Annotated in this window: 16 protein-coding genes; all 16 read right to left on the bottom strand. The window is 37.8% G+C overall.

Going from position 1 to position 18,517, the window contains the following annotated elements; genetic code table 11:
- Positions 1–20: 20 nt before the first annotated feature.
- On the bottom strand, positions 21–461 hold the full coding sequence (locus AB5M32_RS00505) for a nucleoside 2-deoxyribosyltransferase (protein ID WP_010719926.1): 441 nt from the start codon (positions 459–461) through the stop codon (positions 21–23).
- Positions 461–1,036, bottom strand: coding sequence for a TIGR00730 family Rossman fold protein (locus AB5M32_RS00500; RefSeq protein ID WP_063626655.1), 576 nt, complete (start codon positions 1,034–1,036; stop codon positions 461–463). The genes AB5M32_RS00505 and AB5M32_RS00500 overlap by 1 nt, the downstream gene beginning before the upstream one ends.
- A 1,320-nt stretch (positions 1,037–2,356) precedes the next feature.
- Complete coding sequence (locus tag AB5M32_RS00495; RefSeq protein ID WP_178286703.1) at positions 2,357–3,361, bottom strand: sugar kinase; 1,005 nt, start codon at positions 3,359–3,361, stop codon at positions 2,357–2,359.
- Between the two features lie 19 nt (positions 3,362–3,380).
- Entirely contained in the window at positions 3,381–4,121 is a 741-nt protein-coding gene (locus tag AB5M32_RS00490) for a KDGP aldolase family protein (protein WP_010719929.1), read from the bottom strand.
- A gap of 20 nt (positions 4,122–4,141) precedes the next feature.
- Entirely contained in the window at positions 4,142–5,248 is a 1,107-nt protein-coding gene (locus AB5M32_RS00485) for a DgaE family pyridoxal phosphate-dependent ammonia lyase (RefSeq protein WP_161651943.1), read from the bottom strand.
- Positions 5,232–6,344 carry an amidohydrolase/deacetylase family metallohydrolase gene (locus AB5M32_RS00480; protein WP_178286705.1) on the bottom strand — a complete coding sequence of 371 codons (1,113 nt, stop codon included), beginning with the start codon at positions 6,342–6,344 and terminating at the stop codon, positions 5,232–5,234. The genes AB5M32_RS00485 and AB5M32_RS00480 overlap by 17 nt, the downstream gene beginning before the upstream one ends.
- A gap of 8 nt (positions 6,345–6,352) precedes the next feature.
- Positions 6,353–7,441 (bottom strand): DUF871 domain-containing protein, encoded by a 1,089-nt coding sequence (locus tag AB5M32_RS00475; protein WP_178286707.1) that lies wholly within the window; start codon positions 7,439–7,441, stop codon positions 6,353–6,355.
- Between the two features lie 21 nt (positions 7,442–7,462).
- Positions 7,463–8,797 (bottom strand): PTS sugar transporter subunit IIC, encoded by a 1,335-nt coding sequence (locus AB5M32_RS00470; RefSeq protein WP_178286709.1) that lies wholly within the window; start codon positions 8,795–8,797, stop codon positions 7,463–7,465.
- 496 nt (positions 8,798–9,293) lie between these two features.
- On the bottom strand, positions 9,294–9,995 hold the full coding sequence (locus AB5M32_RS00465) for a GntR family transcriptional regulator (RefSeq protein WP_010719934.1): 702 nt from the start codon (positions 9,993–9,995) through the stop codon (positions 9,294–9,296).
- 240 nt (positions 9,996–10,235) lie between these two features.
- On the bottom strand, positions 10,236–10,997 hold the full coding sequence (locus tag AB5M32_RS00460) for a formate/nitrite transporter family protein (protein WP_010719935.1): 762 nt from the start codon (positions 10,995–10,997) through the stop codon (positions 10,236–10,238).
- 336 nt (positions 10,998–11,333) lie between these two features.
- Positions 11,334–12,776, bottom strand: coding sequence for a glycoside hydrolase family 1 protein (locus tag AB5M32_RS00455; RefSeq protein WP_178286711.1), 1,443 nt, complete (start codon positions 12,774–12,776; stop codon positions 11,334–11,336).
- 14 nt (positions 12,777–12,790) lie between these two features.
- Complete coding sequence (locus AB5M32_RS00450; RefSeq protein ID WP_161651951.1) at positions 12,791–14,659, bottom strand: beta-glucoside-specific PTS transporter subunit IIABC; 1,869 nt, start codon at positions 14,657–14,659, stop codon at positions 12,791–12,793.
- Between the two features lie 120 nt (positions 14,660–14,779).
- The gene (gene licT / locus AB5M32_RS00445) at positions 14,780–15,631 is read right to left on the bottom strand and encodes a BglG family transcription antiterminator LicT (RefSeq protein WP_010738350.1); all 852 of its coding nucleotides are present in this window, start codon (positions 15,629–15,631) and stop codon (positions 14,780–14,782) included.
- A 254-nt stretch (positions 15,632–15,885) separates the two neighbouring features.
- Positions 15,886–16,608, bottom strand: a complete 723-nt coding sequence (locus AB5M32_RS00440) for a class A sortase (RefSeq protein ID WP_010738352.1) — start codon at positions 16,606–16,608, stop codon at positions 15,886–15,888.
- 51 nt (positions 16,609–16,659) lie between these two features.
- On the bottom strand, positions 16,660–16,986 hold the full coding sequence (locus tag AB5M32_RS00435) for a nucleotide pyrophosphohydrolase (RefSeq protein WP_010719940.1): 327 nt from the start codon (positions 16,984–16,986) through the stop codon (positions 16,660–16,662).
- A gap of 172 nt (positions 16,987–17,158) precedes the next feature.
- The gene (locus AB5M32_RS00430) at positions 17,159–18,352 is read right to left on the bottom strand and encodes an MFS transporter (RefSeq protein ID WP_178286713.1); all 1,194 of its coding nucleotides are present in this window, start codon (positions 18,350–18,352) and stop codon (positions 17,159–17,161) included.
- Positions 18,353–18,517: the final 165 nt, after the last annotated feature.

The raw sequence follows: 18,517 nt of genomic DNA, 5'->3' as shown, positions 1-18,517 counted from the left end.
AATCCTTCCTCTTTCTATTTCTATAAGTACTCGCCTACGTATTTCGTTACTGGTAATGTTTTAAAATCGTAGTCACGTACTTCGTCAACTGTTTTTAAATAAGTATGCAAACTTTGAGTAATCATCAAATTAGTTGGAACAGTCTCTTCTTGGAAAACAATCATTGGTTTTTTCATCATTGTCGCTGCCCCTAATTCATAAGCTGTCCCTGGATCAATGATTTGATGTTCATAATCTAAAATAGCTACTACGTAATCAGCTGCTGTTAATTCTGCCATATCTTTTTCATAAACTTCTTGTGCCCAACCTGCACTAAACATTTCATAATTACTTTCTTGATGATGTCTTGGCGAATAAAAACCAGTCACCGTTGGATTTTCTTCCAATGCTTTTTCGATACGAGCAACACGCTCGACTTGCTCCTCTGAAAAGAATGGACCTGCTAAATAAATTTGACTCATTAATTTGCCTCCTCTAATAATTGTTGTGTTTCACTTACTTCTGCGCGTAATAAATCGACTAGTTCTAATGGGTTATTTGAAAAAAAGACGTAATCCAGCCATTTGGCATCCATAAATTCTTCTTTGGCAAACGTTTCTAATAACGTCTTTAAACCTTCATAATATCCTCCGATATCTAAAATACCAATTGGTTTCTTCGCTGTTAAATCAATGGCCATCCAAGATAAAAGTTGAGAAAACTCTTCTAAGGTTCCCAATCCTCCAGGAAAGATCAAAACAGCATCTCCTTGTTCAAATAACAATACTTTTCGTTCGTCGATTGTCTCGGTAGGAATAAAAGTTGTTACATTTGTATTCGGTAACTCAGAATCAAAAAGCCCTGTTGGATAGATACCAGTGACTTTCCCATTGTTTTCTAGTAAAGTCTGACTGAAAACTCCCATGATACCCGATTCTGATCCACCATAAACCAGCTCAATCTCTTCTTGAGCCATATATTTTCCTAACGTTTGGGCAATAAATTTATAGCTTTCTTTATTACCAAAACGGGAGCCACAAAAAACTGTTAGTTTCAAAAAAACACATCCCAACTCAAAAGTCTAACTTCATTTTACACTTGTTTTTTTAAAATAAAAGACTAGATTTTGTGATTTTTTAGTGGTATATAAGAAAAAAACACTATATCTAGTGTTTGTTGGCGAAAACTTTTTTAATCTTTTTTATTTTAAAAAAATATTAAATAACATAAATGTTTAAATTTGAAACGACTTTCTTAATTAAGAAAGCTTGCTTTCATCGTGTTCTGACAATAACATTCACTCATTTAACGAGAATCTAGCATCATTCTTTTCTCGCAAAAAATTTGATAAAATAATTGTTATGTTTCATTATCTGTAAATGTTTCGCTAAAAATTTTATGTATATGAACTCCCCAATCAAATGCTTTCTTGAATTGTTCTATTTTCTGATATTCATCACATTTTGACAACCAATAAGAAAGACCAACTTTTTATCTAATAGCAAAAAAATAAGCCAATACTTGAAAGAAAATCTACATTCCTTCAATATATCGGTTTTATCTCATGGTACGACGGCTCACTTAATTATTGTTCTGATCTTGAAAAACGATAGAAACAGCCAAATGCTTTTATTCTAAAACATGTGCTTTTTTATGTTCCTTGAAAAAGCCAAAACCAACATTGACACACTTTACTCGCCCAAGTAAACTCTCCCCTATTTGTTGCACTTGCTATCTTCATTTTACTCGTTATCCTCAGGTGTATGTTTTTGGATAAAAAAATGGACTGGACACATCGTATCCAATCCATTTATGGCACAGTAAATAAAACACATGTAGTTCATCTATTTTTCTCATCAAAAAAGGTAGATTTCTCCTTTGAGATTCGATACAATAAACGAAGTTGATGGTTTCCATTGACTATGGCAAACTTGATTGGTCAATGTGGTTGACTTTTTCAAGACCTCTGTTTCTGGCTGCCACTAGAAATGGAGGTGCCTTTTTTTATTTGGCTGTTTCTATCTGTTCCTTATAATACTGATCGCTTACGTGGTAGTCAAGAGAAAACGAAAACCTACAAAAAACTGTACTGTTTTTCTCCCAGATTTTTGTCAAAAATATTTCTCCTTCTTTTAGACCCTAAAAACAACAGAGAAAGTTAGCGATCTAAAACGACCGCTACAGTTGCAACTCTATCCAATCATTTCTGGATTTTTACCATCAGCTTATTCAACTCTTGGCTGATCCGCTATCTACTAAAAGCTAACTTTTAATATTTCAGACGATGTCAAAAAGTCTTGAAACACTGATTCCCGTTTCAAGACTTTTTTAACGCTCCGATGCATTTTATTTCGTCCATTCATCGCAAGACTATTTCTTAGCGAATCAAATCGACATCTGGCGCATCTAGTAATTGTTGAACCTGTTTTCTAGTTGTGAGCGGAACATCTCCTTGGATTGCATGAGCCAAACGAGCATTTCCTGTTGCAAACTCGACGGTTCTAGTCAATGACCAGTTTTCCGCATATCCTAATAATATCCCAGCCGCAAAAGCATCCCCTGCACCAATTCGGTCTAAAACAAATAACTCGTAAAAAGGTGTTTCAACGTCTTCTGTGACGGTGATCAAATATCCTTTTAATTGTTTTCTTCCTTCATTGCTAGTTCGTTTCGTACCAGCAAACCATTCGATGTCATAATAAGCTAAAAAGGATTGGATATAGGCGATAGGATTTTTCGTTGAATCGCTTGTTCGCCATTCTAATAATTCCGTCAAATCACGGATCGAGCCAAATAAAATCGTACAATAAGGTAAAATTTCCTCATAGCGTTGTTTCAAGATGTTTCTTTGATCTTGTTCCTGGTTCAATGTTGGCCGAAAGTTGAAATCAAAACATACTTTTTTTCCCTGAGCATGAGCTTTCTTGGCAAGAGAAATCGCTGTTTCGGCACACTGATCAGACAAACTCAAACTGATCCCGCAAATATGCACAAGATCTACTGTTTCAATAAACGCCTGTAATTCATAGTCATTTTCTTGAGACAATCCAAAAGAACTATGTTTTCGATTTTGGTAAGTAACTTCAGTAGGACGAACACCATACCCCATTTCTGCGAAATAGGTACCGATATGTTGTTCTTGTTGGATTACATACTTCGTTTCAACACCGATACTTTTTAAGTTAGCTAATGCAGCACTGCCTAAGCGATTATCGGGCAGAGCCGTCAATAGATAACTCTCCATATCAAAATGAGCTAGATTACCAACTAGATTCACACCTGTTCCGGTATATGCCAGTCTTAATGTATGGGTTTGTTCTAGCATCAAGTGTTCTGGAGGTGTCAATCGCAACATCACTTCTCCAAATGCCCCAAATTTCATTTTCTCACCTTTTTTCATCTTAGCTGACAACTTTTTTCATGATTTGGAGTAATGTCCGGACATCCTCTGGCTTCGTATTGCCCGTTTCAGGGTCAATAATCGAGCTGTAGACATGAGGAATAATCTTTTTCACCTTGGCATCGACAGCGATTTGAAGGATCTCTTCAAAGTTGGTTAAATCAATTCCTCCTGTTGGTTCTAATGCAAAATCATAAGTGGCACAAGCTTGCGCTACCGCCTCATACTCTTTTTGATGTGCTAACCCTTTCATTGGAAAATACTTGATTGATGTTCCTCCCATATCTTGCAGTAAGCGAATCGCTGTTTCAATCGTGACTACGCCTGCTGTACCTTGAGAACTTAAAGGACCGGTTGCAATATTGACATACCCTTCTTTACCTGTTGGTGAAACTAATCCATTGACCACTGTTTCATTTTGACCTAACACAGCTCGTGAAGCACCCACTCCAGTAAATACTTGGTTCACATGTTGTGGTTGCAAGACTTTTGCCAAACGAGTCACCATTTGACTCTGGTTTGGATCACCTGCTCCCAAGCCAACTGATAGCGCATTATTCGTTGCTGCTTGATACTTTTTCATGTCAGCAATCGCTGCTTCGTCTGTTTCATAGTTTTTTGAAAGCACCCCCAGCAAAATATGTCCTTCAGCTGCTTCATAACACTCCACCGCATTTTCAACAGAATTAGCTAAAACATTCAAACAAACTTGATCGTGTAAATAGTTAGGAATTCGTGACATTTTTTTCTCTCCTTTTTCACTCAAGATAATTTTGTTTCATTCATGATTTCTTGCAGGCGAACAATGATTTTTTTCATTTCTTCTTGATTGACCGAACGTATGTCAAATTCAATGATACCATGATTCGCTTGATAATCTCGTGTATAGACTGCTGGATTTTTTTCTTTTAGTGCCTGAATAACTGAATGTGCAGGACGATCACTGATTTTAACACTCGCTCGATAAATCTCTCGACCAGCTGGATCTTGAACAATAGTTGCTGATAAATGATCAATGTGATTCAACTCTTCAACAAATGGTTGTAAACGGTGCTTCATTGACTCACCAGATTCACTGCCATGTTCAAGATAATCGGTGACCGCTTGAGTAAACCCTAAAATATTCTCTTTACCGATTTTCATCGAACGACCGATCCCTTTTGATTGTAATCGCACCCATGGTATATAAGGATTCTTTCCAATTACCATTCCTGCACTTGGACCTTCGATCGCCTTTGCACCCGAATAGATCACTAGATCCGCTCCTAGTTTAGTGTATTTGAATAAATCCTCTTCTGCTGCTGCATCAACAATCAACGGGATTTCATGTTTTTGAGCAACTGCTACTGCTTCTTCTACTGACAACATACTTTTTTGAACCGTATGGTGACTTTTGACATAAAGAATCGCTGCGGTATTTTCAGTAATACAGCTTTCAAGATGTTCAGAGCTACACATATTGGCATAACCTGCCTCGATCACTTGCCCCCCACCTTGTTGAATCATTAATTCAACGGATGTGCCGTAATCAACATTGTGTCCTTTGGGTAAAATAATTTCCTTTTTCTTGATAGTCGTTGAATAAGGATGATAAACATGAGTTAGACTTCCTTTGCCAATAACCGCTGCCACTGCTTGAACAATACCAGCAGAAGCACAAGAAACGATCTGAACATCCTCAACTGCTAAGAGATTCGCCAGATAAGCACCCGTTTTTTCACTCAGGTCTGACATTTCAAAAAAATGTTCGCCGCCAAAGCGTTGCGCTGCCAAAACAGATTCCGATACTTTGGAAACACCTAAAATCGTCATCCGGCCTGAAGCATTGATCACTTCTTTTAAATTGAATTTATCATAACTTACACTCATAACTCTTTCCCCCAATAACTACGCTAACTGGTTTGATTTGTTGATCGATCACTTGCTGTTGTCCATTCGAGTCAGTAATCGTCTTTTCTTGGTCAACAAATTCAAATATTGTAAAATCCGCATCAAAACCTACTTCTATCTGACCTTTCGTTCCTAAATGAAAATTTTTAGCCGGCACACAAGTTACCTTTTCTAAAATTTCTGACCAGGAATAGCCGATAAAATGCAATTTTTCCATCGTTGTCGCTAAATCGTAAACGGGGCCGTTCTTTCGATTACGAATATAGATATCCGTGCTAATAGAGTCCGCTTTGATTCCTTGGTCATAGGCTGCTTTTGCCACCTCAAAATTAAAACTGTCAGTGCCATGACCAATATCGAAAATCACCCCTTTGGCTAAGGCATCTTTGACAAACGGTTTAATCTGATGAGTTTCTTTCTCCATAATCCCGTTATCTTTCCCATTAAAACAATGGGTCAAGATATCGCCTTTTTCCAGAAGCTGCAAAATTTCTTCTAAATGTGGTGGGGCTGAGCCAATATGCACCATCAAAGGAATTTGATGATTCTCTTTTTGAATTTTTTTCGCCCATTCCAACGGTGTCAATCCATTATTCCCAACCACGGTTTTGCTCATTCTGGCTTTGATTCCTACAATAAATTCTGGAAATTCAGTCAATTTTTCTTTGACCAAATTCGCTTGTATCTTGGATAAATCAGCTAATTCATCTTGTTCTACGATGCCCCACTTTGAAATATTCAACAAGGCATACACATTGGTTTTGGCTTTTTTTGCTCGTTCATAAAATTGATGGATATTTTCGGCACCTGTTGTTCCTGCATCGATAACCGTTGTTACCCCTTTACTCACACCAATCTGGTCTGGGTAATCATAATATAAAGTCATTTCCTCAAAACAATGGACATGGTCATCGATCCAGCCAGCAGAAAGATAGTGCCCTGCCTGCAACGTTTGTTCTGTTTTTCCTTTTTCTGGGATACTTGTTGCGATTTTCTGGATTTTTCCATCATTGATTCCAATATCCATTGTTTCGCCAGTTAGTGTACGAGCATTTCTGATCACTAAATCGAACATCACAACGCCTACTTTTCTATAAATTTGAACTTCGACCATGGGTGGATAAAATCTAGTAAGAGATGTTCTTCTGGTACAATTGCACCAACTTTATTTTTCCTTGCATCCCGATGTGGTTCTAAAACAATTTGAAGTTCATTTTTGTATTTGCCAAATGTATCATTTCCAATGACTACATCACCAATTTGAAATTCATTTTCATTGTCATGAGCTTCATTTTCTGCATTTTTATATTTTTTTCGAACTTCAGTGGAACGAATAACCTGTTCAGTGATATCTCCTCGACGAACATGTTGTTCTCCTAATACAATTTGTCGTTCTACTTCATGAGTAGCTGTCTGCCACTCGATCGTAAATACTGTTTGATAGCGATCCATTTCCCCTAACATACGCAGCTCTTCTTCAGATGCGTAGGCATTTCCAATAATGACATCATCGATCAACCCAGTAGCAAACAAATGTTTTGCTGCTACATGGACCGGTAAATGACGGTGCATCTCTAACGTAGTCAACCCATCATTGATATCCCAAGGTCCGATTGTTCCTGCCTGAGAAGAAACAAAAGCAGCCGTTCGTAACCCTTGTTTTTTAAATCGTTGGCTGCAAGACTCAAAAAATCGGTAAGGTAAGCCTGTTCCTTCTTGAGGATAAAAATTATGACACCCATAGAGAAAGGGTTTATTTGCTTGATGAGACAAAATATTATCCAAATAAGCAACATCATTACTCATATTCAACTCAATCGCTAAATGATAAGGGTTATATGACAGCAAAGCTTCTTTTCCGCCGTCAAATCCTAAATCAAGACGGATTCCATCTGCACCAGTTTCGTGGAAAAAACTTAAGTCGTCATACGAAATGTCCAACTGTTCAAAAATGTTGGGAGCAACATCTAAAATCGTTTCAAATCCCAATTCTTTCGCAAAATGAATCAATTTTTGAAACTTTTGTTTTACGATCAGGGGATCTTCCGTTACTTCTAACATACTCATAAAAATACGGGTAAACCCATAACGTTGTGCTAATTGCAAATATTCCTGGTCTTTGATTGGATCACTATGATCTGGGTAAAGTGAAATCCCTAGTACACGTTTCATAACCCTAACCTCCATTTTTTATTATGCTTGTTCCTCGGTAACGCCCGTCACCATTGGTGCTTCTTCTTGCGCTTGTTCTTCTGCTTCACGAGCCAGTTGTTGTTTTTCGAATACTTTGAAGAATGGATAGTAAATAGCTAGTGTGATCAGAAAGTTAGCAATGACTAACACACCAGCCGCTACGCTCCAGTTTGTACTCATCCAAGCCGCGATTGGCGAAGGAATAGCAAATGGTAACCGAGCCGTCATCATTGGGATGAGACCACTAACCGTTAAGACATATGACAAAGTAGTCGTTACTAACGGTGCAAGAATGAACGGAATCCCTAATACTGGGTTCATTACAATCGGTGCCCCGAAGATCATTGGTTCATTGATGTTGAATAGTCCTGGTAAAATCGATAATCGACCTAAACTCTTTAAATATTTTGATTTAGAGAACATGAATAAAACCACTAAAGCCAAGGTTGTTCCTGCGCCACCGATCCACACGTACCACTGTAAAAACTGTTCTGTAAAAATATTCGGCATATTATGAGCATTCGCACCAGCGTTGAAAGCATCAATGTTTTCAGCAATCGAAATATCCCAAAATGGGCGAATCACTGGTCCCATAATGGCTGGTCCATGAATCCCAAGAACCCAGAAAAAACAAATCAAGAAGACTGTTAATAAACCACCAAACAAACTATTCCCTGCAAGTATGCCTTTTAGCGGCATCAACAACTCACTTAAGAAGCCATTCAGATCAAAACCAAGCATATGTCGGATCACCCAGAAGAAAATCAAAATCACCGCTCCAGGAATCAACGCAACAAAAGAGTTTGTCACTTCTGGTGGCACCCCATCAGGCATCTTGATTGTAATTTTCTTTTCAATGAAGAAACGATAAATCTCGACAGAAATAATTGCTGTAACAATGGCACCAAATAATGAACCTGATCCTAGATTCGAAATATTGATATAACGTCCTGCTGAGATTCCTTCCAAGTCTTCTAATACCTGTGTCGGTGGTGCTGCCACGATCAGAAAAGACATCAATGCTAATATACCAGCCGTCAAGGAATCAACTTTATAACTTTTTGCTAATGATGAAGCAATCCCAAATGTTGCGTATAATGCCAAAATCCCTATCGTATAACGAAAAGGAATATCCAAAATTTGCCGATAGGGTTCGATCACTGCTGCCACAGATTCAATCGGAATGTTCAGTAAAATCGTAAAAAATGAACCGACGATCGTTAGTGGCATCGTTGCAATAATTCCTTTTCTAATTGCCGTCATGTGCCTCTGTGTTCCAATTCGGTTAGCTACTGGCATAATCTTTTGTTCAATCAATCCTACAAACTTATCCATTGCCGCTCTCTCCTTTTATAACATTATAATGTTTATCAAAGTGATCGTACCATATTATGCTAACTTTGTAAACGATTTCTATAAATAGTAAAAATTTTTCTACTCTCTAAATAAGCTTATCCTAAAAATACACAATCCTTCCCCCATCACAAAAAACCACCTGCGAATATCTTGACCCATGTATCTGATGGCTTCTGCGGTAATAACGAGCGTACTTACAAAATATGAAAAGCTATTTTCTGGCAAGCCTTTAACCTGAGGCTTTTACCTCCTGATAGACGGTGTTTAAAAGGTTGCTTCTGCGGTAATAACGAGCGTACTTACAAAATATGAAAAGCTATTTTCTGGTAAGCCTTTAACCTGAGGCTTTTACCTCCTGATAGACGGTGTTTGAACGATTGCTTCTGCGGTAATAACGGCGAGCCTTACAAAATATGAAAAGCTATTTTCTAAGGCTCGCCGTTATTACTTGAAGCAGAACATCGTTCAAACAACCTTATGTTTCATAGTCGATATGATAAGGATGCAGATTGGTCTCGTAAATTGCTTCTGAATATTCGATTGTTTTCCCCAAGTGGGTCTTTGATTGTCGCGTTCTTTTAATCGCGATCTCTGAGGTAGTTTTTAAAATTTCCCGTTCATCCTTTGTTAGAAACACAGCGGAAAAATCATCGGCAAAGGAGTCGATGGCATAACCTTTTTGGGTCAATAAACGATATAAAGACTCTTCATCAAATACTTTGCGCTTGATTTCTAACAAATCACTTGGCAGATAATGCGTAAAGTAAATATAAGGACGGTCGTTTAAGTAGTATAATCGCTTAAAACAGACAGCCGTTGAACCAAAAGAGGCAAATAATGGATGATCTTTTTTTAAAGTGATTTTCTTTAATTCCAACGTTTCTTTGTGAACTGTATGTTGTGAGTTTTCTAGAATCTGTGTAAAACTTGCCGCTTTTGACAAACGATTGTATGGACGATTACTTACTACCGTCGTCCCTCGCCCGCTTTTCTTTTCGACATATTCATCTGTTGCTAATAATTCAATGGCCTTACGAACCGTGATCTTACTTACTTGAAACATTTCTTCTAATTCATTTTCTGTAGGCAACATGGTGCCGACAGGATACTTTCCTGAAAAGATATCTTCTTTGATCTTGTCTGCAACTTCTAGGTATAGTACACGTGTCCTTTTCATAACTTCACCTTTCGATTTTGTTACTAGAATCATAGCACATAAAAAATAAAAAAAGAATATAAACGCCATGGATTAGCTATGTTGATGGATTGAGGATTGAGACAATAGTTCTTCTTTTTTATCTATAAAATTATAATAGGAAGAAATTATTTTATCAGTTACAAAAAACACCAAAGTAAGCAAAACGCAAACTTCGATGTTCTTATTAGTCTTCTAACTTATCGATCAACATGCTTATTTTCAATGATGCTTATAGCTTGCATAGTAAAATCCTGATACGAATATTGCACCGCCGACAATATTACCGATATAAACTGGGATAAAATTCAAGAGAAATTCTGTCCAAGTTGCTTGTCCTTCAAAAATTGCGGCTGGGATCACAAAGCAGTTAGCCACACTATGCTGAAAACCGATGGCAACAAAAATCATTACGGGGAACCAAATAGTCAATACTTTTCCAGCTGCATCTTTTGCTCCATAGGATAGCCATAATGCTAAGCCGACAAACCAGTTACAACCGATTCCCGAACCAAGTGCTTGCCACCAAGAAGCTTCGATCTTATGATCAGCAATATGGATGACTTGGTCCAAATAAACGCCTGAATGAGTCAATCCGACAAAGTGTCCAAAGAAATATGCAACAAAAATGGCACCCACGATATTAGCTAACGTGATAATTGTCCAATTTTTAACTAATTGTGAAAAAGTTACTTTTTTATCCATAAAAGCAATTGCAACCGCCATCATATTTCCAGTAATTAATTCCCCGCCACCAAGCAGGATCACCAATAGTCCGATAGGAAACACAGCCGCCCCTACTAAACTAGTTAAACTCGCCAGTGATTCTGGAATCGAAGCTGAAACTCTGATGTAGGCTAAATAACCTAACGAGATCATTGCTCCTCCGATAAAACCTAGAATTAATTTCGCAAGAATTGGCTTTTGGATCTTTTTCGTTCCAAGATGGATACTGATATCCATAATTTCTTCTGGTGTATACATAGATGTTCAAACCCACACTTCCCATATTTTTTCAAAAACAATAGTGATTTATTTCACATTTTCATTTTAGATTATATCATCTTCCATTCCTAATCCCTATGATTATTTTAAAATAACCGATATTTTTTTATCATTCTATGACAGGGCACACAAGTGAGACTTTCCCACATCTCGTGATTTTTTTCTTTAGAACAACGAGAGTAAAATGAATCGCTCGATCAAATAGAAAAAAGACCATTTTCGACAGTGATTTGTCAAAAATGACCTTATTTTTTTTATCAGAAATGAACTATTCTTAATTTCTTAGTAAACAACGGTTCTATCATGAATACAGACTTACAGTTCTTCTCCATTGGTGGCGATGACTTTTTGATACCACTCAAAAGATTTTTTCTTTGAACGATTTTTGGTTCCGTTCCCTTCATCATCCAAATCAACATAGATAAATCCATAACGTTTACTCATTTCACCAGTCGAAGCACTTACCAGATCAATACATCCCCATGGCGTATATCCCATGAGTTCCACTCCATCACCCACAGCTTCTCCCATTGCTTCGATATGCCGACGTAAGTAATCAATACGGTAATCATCATTGATTTGCCCGTCTTCTTCTACCTTATCAATCGCGCCTAACCCATTTTCAACAATAAACAATGGTTTTTCGTAACGGTTGTACAACTCGTTTAATGCAATCCGTAAACCTTCTGGATCAATCTGCCATCCCCATTCACTGGCTTCTAAGAACGGATTTTTAACTCCACCTAAAAGATTACCGGCTGAGGCCGCTGCATCTGGGTCCGTTTCGTTGACTGCAGTAGACATATAATAGCTGAAACCGATATAGTCAACTGGATATGCTTGCAACAACTCAAAATCTTCAGTCGTTTGTTCTAATTTGGCACTATCTACGCCATATTTTTCATACGTGCGGTTTGTGTATGCCGGGTATTTGCCCCGTACTTGAACATCTGCACAGAAGAAATTAAATTCTTGGTTCTGGATCAATGTAGCTACTTGATTGATTGGATTAGCATCTATGCTATACGTCGTTGCATAGATAATCATACAACCCACTTGGCTATCCTCTCGTAATTCATGAGCGATCTTTACTGCTTTACTACTTGCTACAAATTGGTTATGCCATGCTTGGAAGATATTTTGATAATCAGCCGCACCATTACTTTTTACTAATCCTTGACTCAAAGCTGGAAAATGAAAAGCTGAATTGATCTCATTGAACGTCATCCAATATTTGACTTTATCGCTGAATCGTTCAAGCACCACTTTAGCAAAGCGTTCGTAAAAATCAATCAGTTCTCGGTTTTTCCACCCGCCATATTTTTTTGCTAGATTTAATGGCATTTCGTAATGGGAAATCGTGATCACAGGTTCAATCCCATGTTTCAAACATTCATCAATCACTTCTTCATAAAAGGTTAAACCTTTCTCATTCGGTGTTACTTCGTCTCCTTGAGGGAAAATCCGAGTCCAAGCAATGGAGAAACGATAACATTTAAAGCCCATTTCAGCAAAAAGCGCAATGTCTTCTTTAAACCGATAATAATGATCGATCCCTTGATGGTTAGGATAGGTATATTTATCTGGTTGGATCGTCCAATCAAAGTCTTCACTGCCAATAACTGCAAATCGTTGTTTCCCCCCAGGCATCGCGTCAGCAACTGAGAGCCCTTTCCCATCTTGATCGTAAGCACCTTCTAATTGATTGGCAGCTGTAGCGCCACCCCATAAAAAATCTTTTGAAAACTTTGTAGTCATCTGCTATTTCCTCCTTATTTGACAATTGCTAGAAAATCTTCACTAGCAATCAGTTCTTCTTGATTTAATTCCAACACATCAGCAAAATGTTCCGTATTTGTAATAACGATTGGCGTGATCACACTGTATCCAGCGGCTTTAATCGCTTCAATATCAAATCGAACCAATAAATCACCAGCTTTTACTTGATCCCCTTGTTTTACAAAAGTCTCAAACCCTTGTCCTTCAAGCTCAACGGTATCCATACCGATATGCATCAAGATTTCAATTCCATCTTTCGTTGTTAAACCAACCGCATGACCTGTTGGAAAAATGGTCGTGATCTCCCCATCTGCTGGCGCAATCAATTCACCTTTTTCCGGATCAATCGCAAGCCCTTTTCCCATCGCTCCAGAAGAGAAAACTTTATCCGGAACATCAGATAATGGCAGGACTTTCCCGCTTAAAGGACTTTTTAGATTATGTCGAGCAGAACTAATCGTGTCACCTGCTGTTGTTTGTTGATTTGTTTCTAGTTTTTCATCTTGGACGGTTTCATCAAATCCAACGACCAGCGTACCTACGAATGCTAAGACAAATGAAAGAGCTGTCGCAAGGATTGCCATGGTCACATTGGATTCAACTGCTTGGTTCGTACTAATAAACGTTGGGATCGTTAACAAGCTTACTAACCCGCTAGAGAAAGCTTTCACACCAGCAAAACCAATCATTGCGCCTCCGATACCGGCTGACAGACAAGCAATGACAAACGGTTTCTTTAACGGTAAAGTTACCCCATAAACAGTTGGTTCCGTAATGCCAAAAAGTGAGGTAATTGTAGATGAAATACCTAATGAACGAAGCTTAGTATCTTTGGTCCGAATCGCCACTGCTAAGGCTGCACCACCTTGAGCTAAAACGGCTGGTAAAAGCATTGGAACCATGACGTCAAACCCATATTGTTCAATATTCAAGAACATGATCGGTACAAAGCCCCAGTGCATCCCAAACATTACGAACACTTGCCATAAACTTCCCATAATCAAGCCCGCAACTAATGGACTAAAGCTGTAAATCGAATTAAATAGACTACCTAACCCATTACCGATAACTGTCCCGATTGGACCTAACAGTAAGAAAGTTAATGGCACCATCACCAATAAAACGATCATTGGTACAAAAATCATTTGTAAAAATTGTGGAATCACTTTTTTCACCAGCGGTTCAAATTTGCTTTGGACCCAAACAGCCAAAATGATCGGAATCACTGAAGATGTGTAACCTGATTGAGCTAACACGATTGGTAATCCAAAGAAATCCACTGCCCCTCCAGCTCCAGCTAGTTGCGTGATTGCTGGATAAACTAACGCCATAGCAATTGCCACAGATAAAAATTGGTTCGTTTTGAATTTTTTGGCTGCAGTAAAAGCTAACATCACTGGTAAAAAGGTAAAGACACCATCTGCGGCTGCAAATAGAATTTGGTAAGCCCCAGTATCCGCTGAAAGCCACCCTAACACCGTTGCCAAAGATAAAAATCCTTTTAAGATCCCTGCAGCTGCCATTGCGCCTAAAAATGGCGTGAAAATACTAGAAATAATATCAATCAAGCGATTCAAAGGATTTTTTGACTGATCCTCTGTTCCTGATTGATCTGTCAGACCTTGCTCATCAACGATTGCTTGGTAAACGTCAGCCACATTACTACCGATAACTACTTGGTACTGACCACCACTTTGTACTACTTGAATCACATCTGGATCCTGTTTTAACTTTTGTGTATCTGCGACCGATTCATCTTTTAATTTGAAACGTAAACGTGTCGCACAATGTACTAAACTATTGACATTCTTTTCACCTCCGACTGCCTCCCATACTCTTTTACCAACTGCTTGATTATCCATCTTCTTTTCCTTCTTTCTAGTTGATTTAATCAAATAAAAAACCTAGATTGAAAAAACGGTCACGAAAATTCGTGCCCTATTTTTCAATCTAGGTTTTGCCTGCTTTACCAGTAACAATCCTTAAGATTGGGTACTTTGTTTTTCACTCACTACACGTTGGATGTGAATCGTTAAATAGATTTGCTCTGCGACTCCCATTGGTTCCTGTTGCGTTTTTAAGAGATAGTCATTGATCCGTTCCGAACAGCGAAAGGCTTTTGGATATTTCCCTTGAACGAGCGCATAGAGAAATTCATCCTGCTCATCCGAACTTTCGCCTTTTAAATAGCGTTGTGTAAAAAATTGTAAATGGGTGATGATTCGTTGGTAATTCAACGATTCCTCGTCAAATGTCACACCAAAAAACTTACTAATAATGCTGAGAATATCTCTAACGATCGTCGTTGCAGTCATCGTGACTTGCATATCCCCATTTCCTTGTTGGCTATTCACTAAATGAAAAGCGATAAATCCTGCCTCGTCAATCGGTAGACTGACTCCAACTTTTCTCTGAATCAATTGCAATACTTCTTTGGCCACCAAGTATTCTTTCGGATAAAATTTCTTCGTTTCAAAAAGAAGCGGATTTGGTAACTGGATATTTTCGTTCGCTCGACAAATCGCATAATGGATATGATCGGTCAATGTCAAATAAATATTTGACGACAACGAAACGCCTAATCGTTCTTCCGCCACATCAACGATCTGTTTGACTAATTCTACTTCTTCTAATGGGACATCCGCCATCAGCTGTTGAAATTGATTGGTTGCTAAGGAATCTTTTAAAACAAATTCTTTTTGAACTGCTGTTTTATCAATCCTATCACCAGGTCTTTTTTGAAACGCGAGGCCTTTGCCCATACAGATAATCTCTTCACCTCGTTCGTTTTTTGAAATGACGACGTTATTATTTAAGACTTTTTCAATAACCATTTTCCCTCGCCCTCTCATAAAAAAAATAAAAAAACCTAGAATCCCCCTGTACTTTAGGTTGAATTCTGGTTTTGCCTGCCGAACAGTAACAATCCATCAATTATCTGAATCAAGCATAGCACCCTTCTTTTATTTTTGCAAGCCTTTTCAACTTTTTTTTTAGTAATTGTAAAAATGAGAAATTAAAAAACCGACGAAAACTATTAGCTATTCGAGCGAACTAGCAATCGTCGGTTTTCATTAACTATTTTCCTCTAAAATGTTCGTGTTTCCATATTGAATGCTGCCTTCATTTCTTTCGTCGCTTTTTTCATTGGTGTAACCTTCTCTAACTCGCCTTGAACGACTAATCGAGTCACCGCATTCATATCTCCGCACGTAATCAAAGTAACGAGCGATTTTCCTTCTTGGATATTTAACAGCTGGGTCTCCGTCGGTGCCACTTTTTCTTTAAAGGTTGCTTTATACGTATAGACATTTTCCAAATCTACCAAATAGATTTTATCTCCTAATGATAAATTTTCTAGGGGCGTAAATAATAGTTGTGGATTGCTCGAACGATGACTCGCTAAAGCATAATTTCCTTTTCCCATTTGCTGATTAGGATCTAGTGTCCCCGCACCATAAAGCAAGTTCGCATTATCTAAACCTCTAAAAATCGGGATATTGATTGCCACAGAAGGAACAGCAATACTACCAATAACTGGTAAGTCCGTTCGATTCAATTGGGCACGCAACACACTTTCCGTACTCATTGACTCCACTGCATCAAAATCAAAACTTGCCTCTTTTTCGTTGTTTTTCTTGATTTCATCTTTTGTCACATTGGCAATTGCGTATTTATCTCCGGTATTTTTAACAAAATAATCTTTGATCTGTTCATTAAAAATTAACGCTAAGCCAACCAATAATAGTAAAAATAAGAAAAAATTGGCGATCCATCTTTTTACTCGACCTTTGCTTGGTTTTTCCTTCATTCACTTGCCTCCCTTATTTAGCTAAAATAAACGCAACCTGTAGTTTCACACTTAAAGTTCTGTATATTTCTTTCGTTGTCCTCGACTTGCTTCTACTGGATATTTCAATTTATTTTTTGCTAATTTTTCTTCAATAATTTCATCAAGATCCAACTGTAAATTGTCAGCCATCATGTAAGAATAGATCAAGACATCTGCCAGTTCTTCTTTGATCCGCTCTAATGAAGTTTCCTTCACTTCTTCTGGTTGCTTCCATTGAAAAAGCTCCAGTAATTCAGAAGCTTCTAAGGAAATAGAAATTGCAAGATCTTTTTCGTTATGAAATTGTCGCCAATTTCTTTCGTCTCTAAATTGATTGACTTTCGCCATACTATCCATGAACATTCACCTATTTCTTTATTCGATTACTAATAATCATACCATGTTTTTAATAGAAAATAAGTATATTTACCTAGATAAAATAAAATATACGTATTTATTTAACGATCTTTTTATAAAGCAAAATGATAACGAATGTTACTTATCCACTGATAACTTACACCAATGGATGTTATTCTTGTAAGCTGAATTTTAATTCTTTTACACCAGTAAGTGTCCACAAGACTACTAGACTGACAAGATAAATACTACTTAGAAAAATAATCACAGCAGATAATTGATAATGATCCATCAAAAAGCCAATAATGATCGAAGAAAATCCACCTACAGCTCTACCTAAATTCATAATAAAGTTATTGGCTGTTGCACGGATCTCAGTAGGATACAGGCTACTAATGATTGCACCATAGCCGCCATACATGCCATTGATAAAGTAACCAACAACCACCGCTGCTGCTACTAAACTCCATTGACTACGAGCTAAAACGAGTAAGAAGACCGAGAGCGCTGAACAAATCAAGAATAAAGTAAAGGCTGTTCTGGGACCTAATTTATCCATGATGATCCCAAAAGTCAACATACCTAATGACATCCCCACAATCGTACTCACCATCCATAAAGACGAACCTGAAACGGATAATCCTAGTTGTGCTTGCATGATCGAAGGTAACCAATTCATCAAACCAAAATAACCAGCAATTTGGACAGTCACCATAAGACTCAAGCCAATCGTCTGCCAAGTAAGTTCTTTTGTTTCAAATAGATTGCGTAACTTTGTCGCCTTTTTAGTTGCTTTCGCAGCTTGAAATGCCTCCGGTTCTTTTAAGCCATGTCGGATGACTAAAACTAATAATACAGGTAATACACCAATCACATATAACATGCGCCACCCGAGCCATGGAATGACGATTGCCGCCAAAATAGCAGCTAGAGCCGCGCCTACTTGGGCTCCAATACCAGCAATGGACGAAGCTCGTCCAATTTGTTTTTTTGAAAAAGTTTCAGAGATCAAAGACATACAAGCGCCATACTCGCCCCCAGCCCCGATTCCGGCAATAAACCGAAACAAGTAGACTAAATAAATCGTTGAAGAAAAATACATCAATAATGAAGCAATTGAAAATAAGATAACCGTTTGAGAGAACACCTTTACTCGACCATATTTATCCGCCATCAGACCAAAAAAAATACCTCCAACGAGCATCCCCAGATTAGTGATCGTCGCAATCATTCCCGCTTGCGTTCCACTAATATGAAAAGTTGCAATCATTGAAGATAAAGAAAAAGCTAGGAACATGATATCCATATTCTCTAATGCAATCCCTGATGATGTTGCTAATAAAACCTTCCGTTGATACTTCGTCATTTTTGTTACCCCTTTTCTTTCATTTTTACCCTAAATTGTTAAAATCATATATAAAAATCAAGAAAAAAGCAAGAACTTTTGTTTTTTATGTAAATTCATTCACTCAACTGATCTACGCTGTTTTTGAGAACTATCACTTGCTCAATAATTACGAAATCGCTACAC

Origin of the sequence: Enterococcus sp. C57 (genome assembly GCF_040887305.1) — a bacterium.
GTDB lineage: Bacteria > Bacillota > Bacilli > Lactobacillales > Enterococcaceae > Enterococcus_B > Enterococcus_B hirae.
The sequence above is the reverse complement of the archived record's forward strand: the minus strand, read 5'-3'. Positions and strand labels throughout refer to the sequence as shown.

Bases quoted from the DNA above. Each gene is read 5' to 3' on its own strand.
- AB5M32_RS00505 (WP_010719926.1), bottom strand. From the start codon at position 461: ATGAGTCAAATTTATTTAGCAGGTCCATTCTTTTCAGAGGAGCAAGTC.
- AB5M32_RS00495 (WP_178286703.1), bottom strand. From the start codon at position 3,361: ATGAAATTTGGGGCATTTGGAGAAGTGATGTTGCGATTGACACCTCCA.
- AB5M32_RS00490 (WP_010719929.1), bottom strand. From the start codon at position 4,121: ATGTCACGAATTCCTAACTATTTACACGATCAAGTTTGTTTGAATGTT.
- AB5M32_RS00485 (WP_161651943.1), bottom strand. From the start codon at position 5,248: ATGAGTGTAAGTTATGATAAATTCAATTTAAAAGAAGTGATCAATGCT.
- AB5M32_RS00480 (WP_178286705.1), bottom strand. From the start codon at position 6,344: ATGTTCGATTTAGTGATCAGAAATGCTCGTACACTAACTGGCGAAACA.
- AB5M32_RS00475 (WP_178286707.1), bottom strand. From the start codon at position 7,441: ATGAAACGTGTACTAGGGATTTCACTTTACCCAGATCATAGTGATCCA.
- AB5M32_RS00470 (WP_178286709.1), bottom strand. From the start codon at position 8,797: ATGGATAAGTTTGTAGGATTGATTGAACAAAAGATTATGCCAGTAGCT.
- AB5M32_RS00465 (WP_010719934.1), bottom strand. From the start codon at position 9,995: ATGAAAAGGACACGTGTACTATACCTAGAAGTTGCAGACAAGATCAAA.
- AB5M32_RS00460 (WP_010719935.1), bottom strand. From the start codon at position 10,997: ATGTATACACCAGAAGAAATTATGGATATCAGTATCCATCTTGGAACG.
- AB5M32_RS00455 (WP_178286711.1), bottom strand. From the start codon at position 12,776: ATGACTACAAAGTTTTCAAAAGATTTTTTATGGGGTGGCGCTACAGCT.
- AB5M32_RS00450 (WP_161651951.1), bottom strand. From the start codon at position 14,659: ATGGATAATCAAGCAGTTGGTAAAAGAGTATGGGAGGCAGTCGGAGGT.
- licT (WP_010738350.1), bottom strand. From the start codon at position 15,631: ATGGTTATTGAAAAAGTCTTAAATAATAACGTCGTCATTTCAAAAAAC.
- AB5M32_RS00440 (WP_010738352.1), bottom strand. From the start codon at position 16,608: ATGAAGGAAAAACCAAGCAAAGGTCGAGTAAAAAGATGGATCGCCAAT.
- AB5M32_RS00435 (WP_010719940.1), bottom strand. From the start codon at position 16,986: ATGGATAGTATGGCGAAAGTCAATCAATTTAGAGACGAAAGAAATTGG.
- AB5M32_RS00430 (WP_178286713.1), bottom strand. From the start codon at position 18,352: ATGACGAAGTATCAACGGAAGGTTTTATTAGCAACATCATCAGGGATT.